The following is a 15,321-nucleotide window of genomic DNA, read 5'->3' as shown; positions in this document are numbered from 1 at the left end:
GACGACCTCAGCCCTGCCGCGCCGGCGTGGCGTCGACCAGATGGCCTTCGTCCAGGCGCAGCATCCGGTCCATCTGGCCGGCCAGCGCCTGGTCGTGGGTCACCACCAGGAAGGCCGTGCGCAGCGAGGTGGACAGCTCCAGCATCAGGTCCTGGATGCCGTGGGCGGTGTGCTGGTCGAGATTGCCGGTGGGCTCGTCGAGCAATACCAGCTTGGGCTGGTTGACCAGGGCGCGGGCGATGGCCACGCGCTGGCGTTCACCACCGGACAGCTCGGCCGGCTTGTGCCCCAGGCGATGACCGAGGCCGACCCGCTCCAGCAGCTTGGCGGACCGTTCGCGGGCCTCGCCGATGGAGGCCTTGCCGATCAGCAGCGGCATGCAGACGTTTTCCAGGGCGCTGAATTCGGGCAGCAGGTGGTGGAACTGGTAGACGAAGCCCATGGCGCGGTTGCGCAACAGACCGCGGGCCTTCTCGTTCAGCGCCGACAGCTCCTCGCCGTCGAGCCAGACGCTGCCGCTGCTGGGGGTATCCAGGCCGCCGAGCAGGTTCAGCAGGGTGGTCTTGCCGGACCCCGAGCTGCCGACGATGGAGACGCGCTCGCCCGGCTGCAGGGTCAGCTGGACGTTGCTCAGCACCTCGACGGTCTGGGGGCCTTCCTCGTAGCGCTTGCCCAGGTCCTGGCAACGCAAAACGGCTCGATCATTCATAACGCAGGGCCTCGGCGGGTTGGGTACGGGCGGCGCTCCAGGAGGGATAGAGCGTGGCCAGGAAGCTCAGGGCGAAGGACGCGCCGCAGACCAGCAGGACGTCGTGCAGCTGCAGCTGCGCCGGCAGGTAGTCGATGAAATACACCTCGGCATTGAGGAACTGGTGGCCGGTCACCTGCTGCACCCAGGCCAGGGCAGCGCTGACGTTGAGCGCGGCGAGCACCCCCAGCACGCAGCCGATGGCGGTGCCGATGACGCCGATGAAGGTCCCCTGGACCATGAACACCGCCATGATCTGCCGCGGCGTGGCGCCCAGGGTACGCAGGATGGCGATGTCGGATTTCTTGTCGGTCACCACCATCACCAGGGTGGAGACGATGTTGAAGGCGGCCACGGCGACGATCAGCAGGAGCAGCAGGCCGATCATGGTCTTTTCCATGCCGATGGCCTGGTAGAGGTTGCCGTGGGTGCGAGTCCAGTCACGGGCGTACCAGTCGTTGCCGGGCAGTTGGCGGGCGATGTTCCAGGACACATCCGGCGCCTGGAACAGGTCGTGCAGCTTCAGGCGCACGCCCTGTACCGCTTCCGCCGGCCAGCGCTGCAGCCGCGCGGCGTCCTCGATGTCGATCAGGCCCACCGAGCCATCCAGCTCGCCGGCGCCGACGCTGAAGATGCCCACCACGGTGAATCTCTTCATGCGCGGGAACATGCCCGCCGGGGTCACGGCCACTTCGGGGGCGATGTAGGTGACCTTGTCGCCGACCTTGACGCCCAGTTTCTCGGCGGCCAGCGAGCCGATGATGATGCCGAACTCGCCCGGTTTGAGGTCGTCGAGCTTACCCTGGCGCATGAAGCTGGCGATGATCGAGACCTTGGGCTCCTCGGCCGGCGCTATGGCGTTGAGCAGCACCGTCTGCACCGCCTTGCCATTGGCCAGCATGCCCTGCAACTGGGTGAAGGGCGCCACCGCGGCCACCTGGCTGTTCTGCAGCGCCCGTTCGCGCACGCTGCGCCAGTCGAGCACGGGCTGGTAGGACTCCACCGTCGCGTGGGGAATCATGCCGAGGACGCGGTCGCGCATCTCGCGGTCGAAGCCGTTCATGACCGACAGCACCACGATCATGACGACGACGCCGAGGGCCAGGCCGATCATGGAGGTGAGCGAGATGAAGGAGACGAAATGATTGCGGCGCTTGGCGCGGACGTAACGCAGGCCAAGGTAGATCGGCAGGGGTCTGAACATAGGCTCGCTTGCACGGCGGAAAGACGTAGGCGCCCGGCGGGTTGGACGGCGACACCGTGCCGGCTCGCCGGCTACACTCGGGGCCATCACCCACGGAGCGGCCCGACATGACCACCCCAGACGCGCGTGAACGGCGGGAATACTATCGCATCACCGACCGTATCGCACTGCAAATCAGCCCTGCCGACGGGGTCCCCGGCGAGACCGCGCCGCTGTTCGCACTCCTGAGTGAACTGCATCAGCTGGAATTCGAATCCCGTCACCTGCTGCGCAACCTGGACGAGCGCGACCGCGCCGTCACCGCCTGCCTGCGGCTGGTGCACAAGCGCCTCGACCTGCTCGGCCAGGCCTTCACCTGGAACCTCCTGCACGACAGCGGCGCCACCCGCGACGTGGTGCTGTCCGAGGGCGGCCTGGCCTTCGTCGACGCCGAACCCTATGCCCTGGGCACCCGGCTCGACCTGCGCATGGCCCTGCCGCCCCAGGGCCTGGGCCTGCAGGTGCTGGCCGAGGTGACCGGTTGCCAGGCGGTAGCCGGCGGTTACGAAATCGGCACCAGCTTCATCGCGCTGGAAGACGCCCAGCGCCAGTTGCTGGCCCGCCATGTCCTGCGCCAGCAGGCCCGGGTCCGCCGCGCCGACCGCGGAGACGAGGCGTGAATCGCACCTGGCTGGCGCTCCTGCTGCTGGGCGCCGCCCTCCCCGGCGGCGCCGAGACCCTGCAGATTGCACTCGGCCAGCAGGGCGATCCCGGCACCCCTCTGCCGGCACGCGGTGACAGTCGTAGCCAGGTGCTGGAGCGCTTCGGCCTGCCCGACCAAGAGCACGCCCCCGTCGGCCGGCCGCCCATTCGCCGCTGGGACTATCGCGAGTTCAGTGTCTACTTCGAAAACGACCGGGTGCTGGATGCGGTCCGCGAACCGCGGCGCCCGGTCCCCTCACCCTAGCGCCAAGGAGCCTTCATGACCCTTATTTACGGACACCGCGGCGCCCGCGGCGAAGCCCCGGAAAACACCCTGGCCGGCTTCGAGCTGTGCCTGGAGCTGGGCGTCAGGCGCTGCGAGCTGGATCTGCACCTCTCCCGGGACGGCGAGCTGGTGGTGATCCATGATCCGACCCTGAAACGCACCACCGGCCGTGGCGGCAAGGTCAGCGAGAAGCTCGTCGCCGACCTGGTGGCCCTGGATGCCCGCCAGGGCGGACCGGTCTGGCAACGTCCCAGCCCCATCCCGACCCTGCGCGAGCTGTTCGAGCAATGCCACTTCGAGCACTGGCAACTGGAAGTGAAGAGCGCCTCGCGGGTGCGCGCGGCGCAGACCGTCAAGGCCATCGCTCAGCTGGTTGCGGAGTTCGGCCTGCAGGACAGGGTGACTGTGACCAGCTCCTCGCGCGAGGTCCTGCGCGCCCTGCAGCGCGATACGCCACACCTGGCGCGCGGCCTGGTGGCGGAATACGCCTGGCTGGATCCGCTCAAGGTCGCGGCCCACTACGGGTGCCACCTGCTGGCGCTGAACTGGACGCTGTGTACCCCGGAACGCCTGCTCAAGGCCCAGCGCCAGGGCCTGCATGTCTCGGTCTGGACGGTGAACGACGCCAGCCTGATGCGCCGCCTGGCTGATTTCGGTGCAGACAGCCTGATCACCGATTTTCCGAGCCTGGCGCGGCGAACGTTGGGGTAGCAGCTGGCGCGGGTCGAAGCCTGGGGCGTGTTGGGCTTCGCTGCGCTCAACCCAACCTACGAGCTGCCTGGGCTGACGGTGCTGCTCGACTAGCCCCCTCTCCCCATGGGAGAGGGTTGGGGTGAGGGTGCTCCCCGTAGCGAACTTGCAGTGGAAAAGGCGCCGCCGTTTTCCACGCTACGGTTCTGGATCGGCTCCCCTCGCGGCCATGGCGATCCGCCGATGCGGCCGCTCCGACGGTGACGTCCGTGCCGGTAGGAGCGGCCCATGGCCGCGATAGCCGGTAAGTTGAGCTTTCGTAGGTTGGGCTGAGGCAGCTCCACCGTCGAAGTCCAACAGCCCATCTCGAACGTGGCACTGTTGGGCTTCGCTACGCTCAGCCCAACCTACCTATCATCGCGGCCATGGCGGTCCGCCGACGCGGTCGCTCCTACGCAGTCTTGATCACAGATGATCGCGGCCATGGGCCGCTCCTACGGATCCTGTAGGAGCGGCCCATGGCCACGATGTGAGCCGACTCAGAACAACCGATTCAAGCCATCGAAGGCCGCCACCCGGTAGGCCTCGGCCATGGTCGGGTAGTTGAAGGTGGTATTGACGAAGTAGCGGATGCTGTTCGCCTCGCCCTGCTGGTTCATGATCGCCTGGCCGATGTGCAGGATCTCCGAGGCCTGGTCGCCGAAGCAGTGCACGCCGAGCACCTGCAGCGTCTCGCGGTGGAAGAGGATCTTCAGCATGCCCACCGGTTCGCCGGAGATCTGTGCCCGCGCCATGCTCTTGAAGAAGGCCTTGCCCACCTCGTAGGGCACCTTTTCCTGGGTCAGCTCGCGCTCGGTCTTGCCCAGCGAACTGATCTCCGGAATGGTGTAGATGCCGGTGGGAATGTCGTTGACCACCCGCCCGTTGTTGTCGTGCAGGATGTTATCCGAGGCCGAACGACCCTGGTCGTAGGCGGCGCTGGCCAGGCTCGGCCAGCCGATGACGTCGCCCGCAGCGTAGATGTTGCCCACCGAGGTCCGGTAGTTCTCGTCGACGCTGACCTGGCCACGGCTGTTCACCGAGATGCCCACGTTCGGCAGCCCCAGGTGATCGGTGTTGCCGGTGCGGCCGTTACACCAGAGCAGGGCATCGGCGCGCAGCTTCTTGCCGGACTTCAGGTGCAGCACCACCCCGTGTTCCTGGCCCTCGATACGCTCGTACTCTTCGTTGTGGCGAATGAGCACGTTGTTGTTCTGCAGGTGATAGCTCAGGGCATCGGAGATCTCGTCGTCGAGGAAGCTGAGCAACTGGTCGCGGTTGTCGATCAGGTCGACCAGTACGCCGAGTCCACTGAAGATCGATGCGTATTCGCTGCCGATCACCCCGGCGCCGTAGATGATCAGCCGGCGCGGGGTGTGGGTCAGCGACAGGATGGTGTCGCTGTCATAGATGCGCGGATGGCTGAAGTCCACGTCCATGGGGCGATAGGGCCGCGAGCCGGTGGCGATGATGACCTGCTTGGCCACCAGGCGCTCCAGGTCGCCGCGCAGGTTGACGATCTCGATGGTGTTCTCGTCAGCGAAGCTGGCGGTACCGAAGAACAGGTCGACACGGTTGCGCGCGTAGTAGCTGGTGCGCGAGGACACCTGGCGGGCGATCACCCGCTCGGCGCTGCGCAGCACATCGGGAAAGGAGAACCAGCGCGGCTCGCCGATGGAGCGGAACATCTCGTTGGTGTTGAACTGGATGATCTGCTTGACCGAATGGCGCAGCGCCTTGGACGGAATGGTGCCCAGGTGGGTGCAGTTGCCGCCGACCACCTGGCGATTGTCCACCACCGCCACCCGCCGACCATTCTTGGCGGCGTTCATCGCCGCGCCCTCGCCTGCCGGTCCCGAACCCAGTACCACCACATCGTAGCTATAGACCGCCATGCTTTCTCCTTAGAAGGTTAGCCGTCCGCAGGCGACGGCTGGAGCCGGGCAGCCTCGCGAGGCCGTCCGACGTGAGACGCAAGCCCAGGGCTGCGACCTCTTGTCACGGGTGGCTATTGTGGCGCAAAACCCATACAAAACGAAAACGGGAGCCGCCTGGGCTCCCGTTTTTTCTCGCAAGTCAGCCTTGCCTAGCGCGCAAGACTCAGGCCGGGAAGGCCGGCGGGTTGACGCCCGCGATTTCTTCCAGCACCCGTACGACCTGGCAGCTGTAGCCGAACTCGTTGTCGTACCAGACGTAGAGTACGACCCGGTTGTCGCTGACGATGGTGGCACCGGCATCGACCACGCCCGCATGGCGGGAGCCGACGAAGTCGCTGGACACCACTTCCGGCGAATTCACGAAGTCGATCTGCTTGTGCAGTGGCGAATGCAGCGCCATGGTGCGCAGATACTCGTTGATCTCGTCCTTGCTGGTGGCGTTCTCCAGGTTCAGGTTGAGGATCGCCATGGAGACGTTGGGCGTCGGCACGCGGATGGCGTTGCCGGTCAGCTTGCCGGCCAGTTCCGGCAGGGCCTTGGCCACGGCCTTGGCGGCGCCGGTCTCGGTGATCACCATGTTCAGCGCGGCGCTGCGGCCCCGGCGATCGCCCTTGTGGAAGTTGTCGATCAGGTTCTGGTCGTTGGTGTACGAGTGCACCGTCTCGACATGGCCGTTGACGATGCCGTACTTGTCGTTGACCGCCTTGAGGATCGGCACGATGGCGTTGGTGGTGCAGGACGCCGCGGTGACGATGGTGTCTTCGGCGGTGATGGTGTCATGGTTGATGCCATGCACGATGTTCTTCAGGCTGCCCTTGCCCGGTGCGGTCAGCACCACGCGGGAAACCCCCTTGCACTTGAGGTGCTGGCCCAGACCCTCGGCATCGCGCCACTTGCCGGTGTTGTCGACCACGATGGCATCCTGGATGCCGTACTGGGTGTAGTCGACGCTGGTGGGATCGTTGGAGTAGATCACCTTGATCAGGGTACCGTTGGCACACAGGGTGCTGTTGGCCTCGTCGACGGTGATGGTGCCGTCGAAGGAGCCGTGCACCGAATCGCGACGCAACAGGCTGGCACGCTTGACCAGGTCGTTATCGGCGCCCTTGCGGACGACGATGGCGCGCAGGCGCAGGCCGTCGCCGCTACCCTGGTGCTCGATGAGGATGCGGGCCAGCAGGCGACCGATGCGACCGAATCCGTACAGGACGACGTCGGTGCCCTTACGCTGCTCGACACCCTGCTTGCCGACCACGGCGGACAGCTCGCTGCGCAGGAAGTCCTTGAGGTCGCGACCGGCACCCTCGGCCTTGAACTTCAGGCTCAGGCGGGCCAGGTCGATGGAGGCGGCACCCAGTTCCAGCTCGCTCAGGGCCTTCACCAGCGGGAAGGTGTCCTGCACCGACAGCTCGACGTTGTCGATCTGGCGCGCGAAACGATGGGCCTTGAGGATGGAGATCACCGAACGGTTGACCAAACCGCGACCGTAAATCGAGGTCACAACATTGTTGTTCCGGTACAGCTGACCAATCAGGGGAATCATGGCCTCGGCGAGCGCTTCGCGATCGATCCATTCTTCAAGGCACTGCTCAGGCTTCTGACTCACGACAAATCCTTCCCTATGTAGGAGCTGAAAAAAGGAACTACATTATGACCGCGCAGCCTGTCCCAGGCAATCAACGCGCGTTGCTGCACTGACAGCGTGAATGCCCGGTCGTTACAATCCCAACCCTCCCGAAATCCACCGGAGTTCCGCCCGCGTGTCAGTTTTGCGTACCCCGTCAATTCCTGAAACCGCCGGCCGCCAGCAGTGGGGCAACCTGCCCGGCGCCGCGCTAGCCCTCGCCATCGCTGAAGCCGCCAAGGCCGCGACACGCCGCTTCACGCTGCTGATCACCCAGGACAGCCAGACCGCCGATCGCCTGGAGCAGGAACTGCGCTTCTTCGCCCCTGAACTTCCGGTGCTGAATTTCCCCGATTGGGAGACGCTGCCCTACGATGTCTTCTCGCCCCACCAGGACATCATCTCCCAGCGGGTGGCTACCCTTTATCGCTTGCCGGAGCTCTCCCACGGCATTTTGGTAGTCCCTCTGGCGACCGCCCTACACCGCCTGGCGCCCACGCGTTTCCTGCTCGGCAGCAGCCTGGTGCTGGACGTCGGCCAGCGGCTGGACGTGGAGGCTACCCGCGCGCGCCTGGAAGCGGCCGGCTATAGATATGTGGATACGGTGTACGAGCATGGTGAATTCGCCGTGCGCGGCGCCCTGATCGATCTCTTCCCCATGGGCAGCAGCCTGCCCTACCGAATCGACCTGTTCGACGACGAGATCGAGACGCTGCGCACCTTCGATCCGGAAACGCAGAGGTCCATCGACAAGGTCGCCAGCATTCGCCTGCTGCCGGCGCGGGAATTCCCGCTGCACAAGGAAGCCGTAACCGGCTTCCGCGCACGCTTCCGCGAGCGTTTCGACGTGGATTACCGGCGCTGCCCCATCTACCAGGATCTGGCCAGCGGCATCACCCCGGCGGGCATCGAGTACTACCTGCCGCTGTTCTTCGACGAGACCTCCACCCTCTTCGACTACCTGCCGGCCAACACCCAGGTGTTCTCCCTGCCGGGCATCGAGCAGGCGGCGGAGCAATTCTGGACCGACGTCCGTGCCCGCTACGAGGACCGCCGGGTCGATCCGGAGCGCCCGTTGCTGCCACCGGCCGAAGTCTTCCTACCGGTGGAAGACTGCTTCGCCCGGCTGAAGAACTGGCCACGGGTGGTCATCGGCGCGGAGGACCTGGAGTCCGGCGTGGGCCGCGAGCGCTTTGCCGCGCGGGCGCTGCCGGACCTGGCCATTGACGCCAAGGCCAGCCAGCCGCTGGCGGCGCTGGAGCACTTCATCACCGATTTCCCCGGTCGCGTGCTGTTCACCGCCGAGAGCGCGGGCCGCCGCGAGGTGCTGCTGGAATTGCTGGCGCGGCTGAATCTGCGCCCCGGCCAGGTCGACGGCTGGGCGGCCTTCCAGGCGAGCGCCGAGCGCATCGCCATCGCCCTGGCGCCGCTGGACGAAGGCCTGGTACTGGATGACGCCGGCGTCGCCCTGATCCCGGAGAATCCGCTGTTCGGCCAGCGCATCATGCAGCGCCGCCGGCGCGAGAAGGGCCGCGACGCCGGCGACAACGTCATCAAGAACCTCACCGAGCTGCGCGAAGGCGCGCCAGTGGTGCACATCGACCATGGCGTCGGCCGCTACATGGGCCTGATCACCCTGGAGCTGGACGACCAGCCCCAGGAATTCCTGCTGCTCGAATACGCCGACGACGCCAAGCTCTATGTACCGGTGGCCAGCCTGCACCTGATCGCCCGCTACTCGGGCACCGACGATGCCCTGGCGCCGCTGCACAGGCTGGGTTCGGAAGCCTGGCAGAAGGCCAAGCGCAAGGCCGCCGAGCAGGTCCGCGACGTCGCCGCCGAATTGCTCGACATCTATGCCCGCCGCGCCGCGCGCAAGGGCTATGCGTTCAAGGACCCGGCGGTCGACTACGCCACCTTCTCCGCCGGCTTCCCCTTCGAGGAAACCCCGGACCAGCAGGCCGCCATCGAGGCGGTACGCAAGGACATGCTGGCCGGCACGCCCATGGACCGCCTGGTCTGCGGCGACGTGGGCTTCGGCAAGACCGAAGTAGCCATGCGCGCGGCCTTCATCGCCGTGCACGGCGGACGCCAGGTGGCGGTGCTGGTGCCCACCACCCTGCTCGCCCAGCAGCACTACAACAGCTTCCGCGACCGTTTCGCCGACTGGCCGGTGCGCGTCGAGGTGATGAGCCGCTTCAAGTCGACCCAGGAGGTGGCGGCCGCGGCGCGCGAGCTGGCCGAAGGCAAGATCGACATCATCATCGGTACCCACAAGCTGTTGCAGGGCGATGTGAAGTTCAAGGACCTGGGCCTGGCCATCATCGACGAGGAACACCGTTTCGGGGTGCGCCAGAAGGAACAGCTCAAGTCGCTGCGCAGCGAGGTGGACATCCTCACCCTCACCGCCACGCCGATTCCGCGCACCCTGAACATGGCCGTGTCGGGCATGCGCGACCTGTCCATTATCGCCACGCCGCCGGCGCGGCGCCTGTCGGTGCGCACCTTCGTCATGGAGGAGCAGAACGCGGTGATCAAGGAAGCCCTGCTGCGCGAGCTTCTGCGCGGCGGTCAGGTGTACTTCCTGCACAACGAGGTCAAGACCATCGAGAAGCGCGCCCGCGAGCTGGCGGAGCTGGTGCCCGAGGCCCGCATCGGCATCGGCCACGGGCAGATGCGCGAGCGCGAACTCGAGCAGGTGATGAGCGACTTCTACCACAAGAGATTCAACGTACTGGTGGCCTCGACAATCATCGAGACCGGCATCGACGTGCCCAACGCCAACACCATTATCATCGAGCGTGCCGACAAGTTCGGCCTGGCCCAGCTGCACCAGTTGCGCGGCCGGGTCGGCCGTAGCCACCACCAGGCCTACGCCTACCTGCTCACCCCGCCGCGCAAGGGCATGACCCCGGACGCCGAGAAGCGCCTGGAAGCCATCGCCGGCGCCCAGGACCTGGGGGCCGGCTTCATCCTGGCCACCCACGACCTGGAGATCCGCGGTGCCGGCGAGTTGCTCGGCGAAGGCCAGAGCGGCCAGATCCAGGCAGTCGGCTTCACCCTCTACATGGAAATGCTCGAGCGCGCGGTCAAGGCCATCCGCAAGGGTGAGCAACCCAATCTGGAGCAGCCCCTGGGCGGTGGGCCGGACATCAATCTACGCGTCCCCGCGCTGATCCCGGAAGACTACCTGCCCGATGTCCATGCGCGACTGATCCTCTACAAGCGCATCGCCTCGGCGGCGGACGAGGAAGCCCTCAAGGAACTGCAGGTGGAAATGATCGACCGCTTCGGCCTGCTTCCGGAACCGACCAAAAACCTGGTGCGGCTGACGCTGCTGAAATTGCGTGCGGAAGGCCTGGGCATCGTCAAGGTGGATGCCGGTCCCCAGGGTGGGCGATTGGAATTCGCCGCCGATACCCAGGTAGACCCGCTGGTGCTGGTGAAGATGATCCAGGCGCAGCCGAAGAAATACCGGCTGGAAGGCGCGACCCTGTTCAAGTTCCAGGTGCCGATGGAACGCGCCGAGGAGCGCTTCAACGTACTGGAAGCCCTGTTCGATCGTCTGACGCCGGCCGCCAGTTGAAACCCACGTCGCTCCCGAGATTCCCTCGGGAGCGGCGCAGGAGCCGATCAGTCGGCTATCAACACCTCGGCCAGTACCTGGCGCACCTGGTCGATACCGCTGGCCAGGACGGCCTCGATCTCAGCCATGGTGATCTCCCGCTGCACCTTGCCAGCCGCCGGATTCACCACCAGCGCCAGGCAGGCATAAGGTAGGCCCAGCTCGCGAGCCAGGGCCGCTTCCGGCATCCCGGTCATGCCGACGATGTCGCAGCCATCGCGCTCCAGGCGAACGATCTCCCCGGCCGTCTCCAGCCGCGGCCCCTGGGTGGCGGCATAGACGCCATGGTCACTGTGCGGCAGCTGCAGCCTACGCAGCGCGCCGAGCAGCCGCTGACGCAGGGGCTCGTCGTAGGGAAAGCTGAAGTCGATATGGGTGACGTGCTCGAGGTCCGCGCCTTCGAAGAAGGTGTGGCCGCGCCCCCAGGTATAGTCCACCAGTTGATGGGGCACGCACAGGTGGCCGCTGCCCATGGCGGCGTGGATGCCACCCACGGCGTTCACCGCGAGGATGGCCTCGGCCCCGGCTTCCTTGAGCGCCCAGAGGTTGGCGCGGTAGTTCACCTGGTGCGGGGGGATGCGATGGGGATGCCCGTGGCGGGCCAGGAACAGCACCGGGCGACCGGCGTACTGGCCGCGCTGTATCGGCGCCGAGGGTTCGCCCCAGGGGGTGTCGAAGGTCTGGGCCTGGTCCAGCTCCAGACCGGCGAGCGCGGTGAGGCCGGTGCCGCCGATGATGGCGTAGGTGGTCATGGGAAGGTCCTCTAGATGAGTTCAGCCTGGCGTAACCGCTGCAGAGCCTGGCTCCACTGCGGCTGCTGCCGGTAATCGAGATCCACGTGGCGCCGGGCCCTCATGCTGGCCAGCAGTGGCGCGGGCGCGACGCCCAGCTGCTGCACCCGGCTCAGCGCCAGCTCGGCCGCGGCGCGGTCATTGCAGACCAGCCCCATGTCGCAGCCGGCGGTAAGCGCCGCCTCGACGCGCTGGCCGGCATCGCCGGCGACGTGGGCGCCGGCCATCGACAGGTCATCGCTGAAGATGACGCCCTGGTAACCCAGGTCGCCGCGCAGGATGTCCTGCAGCCAGCGCCGGGAGAACCCGGCCGGCTGGGGATCCACCGCCGGATAGATGACATGGGCGGGCATCACCGCGCCCAACTTCGGCAGCAGCGCCTGGAACGGCCGCAGGTCGGTACGCTGCAGGGTTTCCAGGTCGCGCTCATCGCTGGGAATGGCATAGTGGGAATCGGCTTCGGCCCAGCCGTGTCCAGGGAAGTGCTTGCCAGTGGCGGCCATGCCGGCCGCGTTCATGCCGGCGATGAAGGCGCCGCCCAGTTCGATCACCTGCTCGGCGCTGCCGAAGGAGCGCGCCCCTATGACCTGGCTGCGTTGATGGTCGACGTCGAGTACCGGGGCGAAGCTGAAGTCCAGTCCTACCGCCAGGATTTCGGTCGCCATTAACCAGCCACAGAGCCGAGCCAGCTCGACGCTGTCCGCGCGTCCGGCCAACTGGCCCATGGCCGGCAGGCGCACCACGTCGCGCCGCAGCCGCTGGACACGACCGCCCTCCTGGTCCACTGCCAGCAGCAGCTCCGGCCGCACCGCGCGAATCGCCCGACACAGCTCGCGGACCTGCCCCGGGGTTTCGATGTTGCGGGCGAACAGGATCAGTCCGCCCACCTCCGGCTGGCGCAGCAACTGCCGATCCTCGGCGGTGAGCCAGGTGCCAGCGATATCGACCATCAGGGAGCCTTGCATGGGTACCTCGTCCGAATGCTCCGGCGCACGGCGCCGTGAAAGGGACGCAAGCTTACCCCAGCCACCCTCGCCCCCGCAGCCTAGTAGGTCTCGGCCGCCTCGACGGGCGTCGACCGCCGTGGCCGATACTGCGCCCGGGCCAGCTCAGGCTCGTGCATCGCGGTGGGCGCGCGCATGCCGGTGGCGAGAAAGGGCACCATCAGCCGCAGCACCTGCTCGGTATGGGTATCGACGCCGAAGTCGTTCTCGCCGATGGCCCGCAACGCCTTGATGCCGGACATGCTGAACACCGCGGCGCCGAGCATGAAGTGGGCGCGCCAGAACAGCTCCAGCGGCGGGATCTCGGGTACCGCATGATTCATCAGCAACAGGAAACGCCGGAAGGCGCGGCCATAGTTCTGCTCGAGATACTTGCGCAGGTGGCCCTGGCTCTGGCTGAACGCTAGGCCCAGCAGCCGCATGAACACCGAGAGATCGTTGCCATGCCGCGGCTTGATGGCGATCGAATGATCGACCAGCAGATTCAGCAGCGTCTCCAGGCTCATCTGCTCGCCATTCTGCGGCTGCCACTGATCCAGATCTCGATCCAGATTGAAGAAGAAGGGATCGAGGAAGCGCGAGAACACCGCCTGGATCAACGCCTTCTTGGAGCCGAAGTGGTAATTGACCGCCGCCAGGTTCACCCCGGCCCGCGTGGTGATGAGCCGCAGCGAGGTTTCGGCGAACCCACGCTCGGCGAACAGCTGCTCGGCCGCATCCAGGATGCGCTCAACGGTATCCGACTGCGCCATGATCTGCCTCGGTAGATGAATTCCGTTTGAAACATATGTTTCAAACGCTATCGGAGTCAATGTCGGCCCGGTGCGAGACTCGCGGAAACCAGCGGCCTTCCCCACCCCTTGGCCGCCACTGGTGCGCAATCCAGCCTGTCGTCAGAAGCCTGGGCGACGGCCTTGCCTGCCACCCGAAGTTACTGTATATAATCACAGCATCATTAGACGACGCGACGTGCATCATGCTGAAACTGACACCGCGACAAGCCGAGATCCTGGCCTTCATCAAGCGTTGCCTAGAAGCCAATGGCTTTCCGCCCACCCGCGCGGAGATCGCGCAGGAGCTTGGTTTCAAATCGCCGAACGCGGCCGAGGAGCATTTGAAGGCCCTCGCGCGCAAGGGCGCCATCGAGATGACGCCGGGCGCTTCCCGGGGCATCCGCATTCCGGGGCTGGATACCTCGCGCAAGGCCGACGAAAGCCTGCCGGTCATCGGTCGGGTCGCTGCCGGTGCCCCCATCCTGGCGGAGCAGAACGTCGAGGAGAACTGCGCCATCAATCCGGCCTTCTTCCAGCCGCGTGCCGACTACCTGCTCAAGGTCAAGGGCATGAGCATGAAGGACGTCGGCATCCTAGATGGCGACCTTCTCGCCGTGCATGTGACCCGCGAGGTGCACAACGGCCAGATCGTCGTGGCCCGGGTGGGCGACGAGGTCACCGTGAAGAGATTCAAGCGCTCGGGCAACCAGGTCACCCTGCTGGCGGAAAATCCCGAGTTCTCCCCTATCGAAGTCGATCTTTCCACCCAGGAATTCGCCATCGAAGGGTTAAGCGTCGGCGTCATCCGCCGCTGACGTCCAGGGCTGGCCTCATCGCCAGCCCCTATTCAACTGCTTTTCGCCTTGCGCCGAAGTCTTGATCGGGGGTATCGGTTTGCGCTCCAGAAAGCGCTCAAGACCAGGCCGGAGAACATTGACGTCATGTAGTGGTGGTACATGACCTCAAGTGGATTTGATCAAGTCGCCTCGAGGAGGTCGCCATGCAATTTCCCCTGATGTTCGATGCACCGCGCTCGTCCGTTCAAGAGCGGGAGCTGGCCCCCCTGCTGCTGCAGGAGCTGACCGCCTTCCTGCCCAAGCCTGGCAAGCCGGTACGGGAACTGCCGGTTGCGCCGCTGCCGGACACCTTCAGCGAGATGTCCCTGCACGGTAGCCAGGAGCAATGCCTGCAACTGCTCGCGCCCATCCTGCGCCAACTCAGCGAGAAGGACGATGCGCGCTGGCTGACCCTGGTCACCCCGCCCTCCCTGCTGAGCAATGCCTGGCTGCGCAGTACCCACCTGAATCCCGAGCGGGTACTCCTGCTGCAAACGCCCAGCGCGGCCAAGACGCTGCAACTGGCCTGCGAGGTGCTGCGCAAGGGGCAGAGCCATACGGTGATCAGCTGGCTGCACGACCTGAGTGACGCGGGCAAGCAGCAACTGGCGCGCGCCGCGGCCCAGGGCAGCAGCCAGAGCCTGAACATCAGATTCGCGTGATGGAAGACGGGCGATACGAGGCGTAAGGACGGCATTCCAGAACAGAATGCCGGTATCTCAATGAGGGATCAGTGCAGGACGCGCGGTTGATCGTCGCGTTGCAGGCTATCGCCTTCGGCCAGTCGACCGGCCATCTGCACGCCCAGGTTGAACATGGCCTTGGCCACCTCTATCTGCTGTCCATGCAGGAAATCCTTGGCATCGCTGGAGAACTCCAGGGTAACGAGGGCTTCCTCGTCGTCCGCACGGCGCAACACGATGCGACCATCGGAGAGTTCAACGATTTCCAGGTAGGCAGTAGTCATTCAGTATCTCCACAGCTAAGCGGACAGTGTAACAGCGTGGGGTCTGAGAGGCTGACTTGCCTGAGCCTTTTTCGACGGTCTGCAAGGCCATCGTCCTGACGGCCGCCAAGGGTGGG

General features: G+C 65.9%; 14 protein-coding genes. 6 read left to right on the top strand and 8 right to left on the bottom strand.

Annotation, left to right across the window (positions count from 1 at the left end; all coding sequences use genetic code 11):
- Positions 1–7: 7 nt before the first annotated feature.
- Both lolD and ACYJP6_RS21390 read right to left on the bottom strand, forming a co-directional pair.
- Positions 8–709: a lipoprotein-releasing ABC transporter ATP-binding protein LolD gene (gene lolD / locus ACYJP6_RS21395; RefSeq protein ID WP_459477650.1), complete on the bottom strand. Its 702-nt coding sequence runs from the start codon at positions 707–709 to the stop codon at positions 8–10.
- Positions 702–1,952 carry a lipoprotein-releasing ABC transporter permease subunit gene (locus ACYJP6_RS21390; protein ID WP_459477648.1) on the bottom strand — a complete coding sequence of 417 codons (1,251 nt, stop codon included), beginning with the start codon at positions 1,950–1,952 and terminating at the stop codon, positions 702–704. The genes lolD and ACYJP6_RS21390 overlap by 8 nt, the downstream gene beginning before the upstream one ends.
- Before the next feature lie 107 nt (positions 1,953–2,059).
- Between ACYJP6_RS21390 and ACYJP6_RS21385 the strand changes: the two genes are divergently transcribed.
- From ACYJP6_RS21385 to ACYJP6_RS21375, 3 genes are read left to right on the top strand one after another with little or no spacing between them, the layout of a single operon-like run.
- A complete protein-coding gene (locus ACYJP6_RS21385; RefSeq protein ID WP_459477646.1) occupies positions 2,060–2,611 on the top strand; it encodes a PilZ domain-containing protein in 552 nt (183 codons plus the stop codon).
- Positions 2,608–2,898 (top strand): phosphodiesterase, encoded by a 291-nt coding sequence (locus ACYJP6_RS21380; protein ID WP_459477644.1) that lies wholly within the window; start codon positions 2,608–2,610, stop codon positions 2,896–2,898. Before ACYJP6_RS21385 ends, ACYJP6_RS21380 begins: the two co-directional genes overlap by 4 nt.
- Positions 2,899–2,913: 15 nt before the next feature.
- Positions 2,914–3,630, top strand: coding sequence for a glycerophosphodiester phosphodiesterase (locus ACYJP6_RS21375; RefSeq protein ID WP_459477642.1), 717 nt, complete (start codon positions 2,914–2,916; stop codon positions 3,628–3,630).
- Positions 3,631–4,148: 518 nt separating this feature from the next.
- On the opposite strand, the gene sthA is transcribed toward ACYJP6_RS21375, so the two are convergent.
- Positions 4,149–5,543, bottom strand: coding sequence for a Si-specific NAD(P)(+) transhydrogenase (gene sthA / locus ACYJP6_RS21370; RefSeq protein WP_145009533.1), 1,395 nt, complete (start codon positions 5,541–5,543; stop codon positions 4,149–4,151).
- Positions 5,544–5,748: 205 nt separating this feature from the next.
- Positions 5,749–7,191 (bottom strand): glyceraldehyde-3-phosphate dehydrogenase, encoded by a 1,443-nt coding sequence (locus ACYJP6_RS21365; protein WP_459477640.1) that lies wholly within the window; start codon positions 7,189–7,191, stop codon positions 5,749–5,751.
- A 154-nt stretch (positions 7,192–7,345) separates the two neighbouring features.
- On the opposite strand from ACYJP6_RS21365, the gene mfd reads away from it, so the two are divergent.
- A complete protein-coding gene (mfd, locus tag ACYJP6_RS21360) occupies positions 7,346–10,795 on the top strand; it encodes a transcription-repair coupling factor (RefSeq protein WP_459477638.1) in 3,450 nt (1,149 codons plus the stop codon).
- 47 nt (positions 10,796–10,842) lie between these two features.
- Here mfd and ACYJP6_RS21355 read toward each other — a convergent pair whose 3' ends face one another.
- From ACYJP6_RS21355 to ACYJP6_RS21345, 3 genes are all read right to left on the bottom strand, one after another.
- The gene (locus ACYJP6_RS21355) at positions 10,843–11,586 is read right to left on the bottom strand and encodes an S-methyl-5'-thioinosine phosphorylase (protein WP_459477636.1); all 744 of its coding nucleotides are present in this window, start codon (positions 11,584–11,586) and stop codon (positions 10,843–10,845) included.
- An 11-nt stretch (positions 11,587–11,597) separates the two neighbouring features.
- Positions 11,598–12,590, bottom strand: a complete 993-nt coding sequence (gene nagZ / locus ACYJP6_RS21350) for a beta-N-acetylhexosaminidase (protein ID WP_459477635.1) — start codon at positions 12,588–12,590, stop codon at positions 11,598–11,600.
- Between the two features lie 80 nt (positions 12,591–12,670).
- Complete coding sequence (locus tag ACYJP6_RS21345) at positions 12,671–13,381, bottom strand: TetR/AcrR family transcriptional regulator (RefSeq protein WP_459477633.1); 711 nt, start codon at positions 13,379–13,381, stop codon at positions 12,671–12,673.
- A gap of 224 nt (positions 13,382–13,605) precedes the next feature.
- Here ACYJP6_RS21345 and lexA point away from each other — a divergent pair, with 224 nt between their 5' ends.
- A complete protein-coding gene (gene lexA, locus ACYJP6_RS21340) occupies positions 13,606–14,217 on the top strand; it encodes a transcriptional repressor LexA (RefSeq protein ID WP_459477631.1) in 612 nt (203 codons plus the stop codon).
- A 185-nt stretch (positions 14,218–14,402) separates the two neighbouring features.
- Positions 14,403–14,900, top strand: a complete 498-nt coding sequence (gene sulA, locus ACYJP6_RS21335; protein ID WP_459477629.1) for an SOS-induced cell division inhibitor SulA — start codon at positions 14,403–14,405, stop codon at positions 14,898–14,900.
- Between the two features lie 68 nt (positions 14,901–14,968).
- On the opposite strand, the gene ACYJP6_RS21330 is transcribed toward sulA, so the two are convergent.
- The gene (locus tag ACYJP6_RS21330; protein WP_007162387.1) at positions 14,969–15,205 is read right to left on the bottom strand and encodes a hypothetical protein; all 237 of its coding nucleotides are present in this window, start codon (positions 15,203–15,205) and stop codon (positions 14,969–14,971) included.
- Positions 15,206–15,321: the final 116 nt, after the last annotated feature.

The sequence above is a fragment of the Pseudomonas sp. No.117 genome, assembly GCF_054558395.1.
Note: the sequence above shows the minus strand (reverse complement) of the source record. Positions and strands in the feature narration are given on the sequence as shown.

Coding starts and splice junctions, on each gene's coding strand:
- lolD (WP_459477650.1), bottom strand. CDS start 709: ATGAATGATCGAGCCGTTTTGCGTTGCCAGGACCTGGGCAAGCGCTAC.
- ACYJP6_RS21390 (WP_459477648.1), bottom strand. CDS start 1,952: ATGTTCAGACCCCTGCCGATCTACCTTGGCCTGCGTTACGTCCGCGCC.
- ACYJP6_RS21385 (WP_459477646.1), top strand. CDS start 2,060: ATGACCACCCCAGACGCGCGTGAACGGCGGGAATACTATCGCATCACC.
- ACYJP6_RS21375 (WP_459477642.1), top strand. CDS start 2,914: ATGACCCTTATTTACGGACACCGCGGCGCCCGCGGCGAAGCCCCGGAA.
- sthA (WP_145009533.1), bottom strand. CDS start 5,543: ATGGCGGTCTATAGCTACGATGTGGTGGTACTGGGTTCGGGACCGGCA.
- ACYJP6_RS21355 (WP_459477636.1), bottom strand. CDS start 11,586: ATGACCACCTACGCCATCATCGGCGGCACCGGCCTCACCGCGCTCGCC.
- nagZ (WP_459477635.1), bottom strand. CDS start 12,590: ATGCAAGGCTCCCTGATGGTCGATATCGCTGGCACCTGGCTCACCGCC.
- ACYJP6_RS21345 (WP_459477633.1), bottom strand. CDS start 13,381: ATGGCGCAGTCGGATACCGTTGAGCGCATCCTGGATGCGGCCGAGCAG.
- lexA (WP_459477631.1), top strand. CDS start 13,606: ATGCTGAAACTGACACCGCGACAAGCCGAGATCCTGGCCTTCATCAAG.
- sulA (WP_459477629.1), top strand. CDS start 14,403: ATGCAATTTCCCCTGATGTTCGATGCACCGCGCTCGTCCGTTCAAGAG.
- ACYJP6_RS21330 (WP_007162387.1), bottom strand. CDS start 15,205: ATGACTACTGCCTACCTGGAAATCGTTGAACTCTCCGATGGTCGCATC.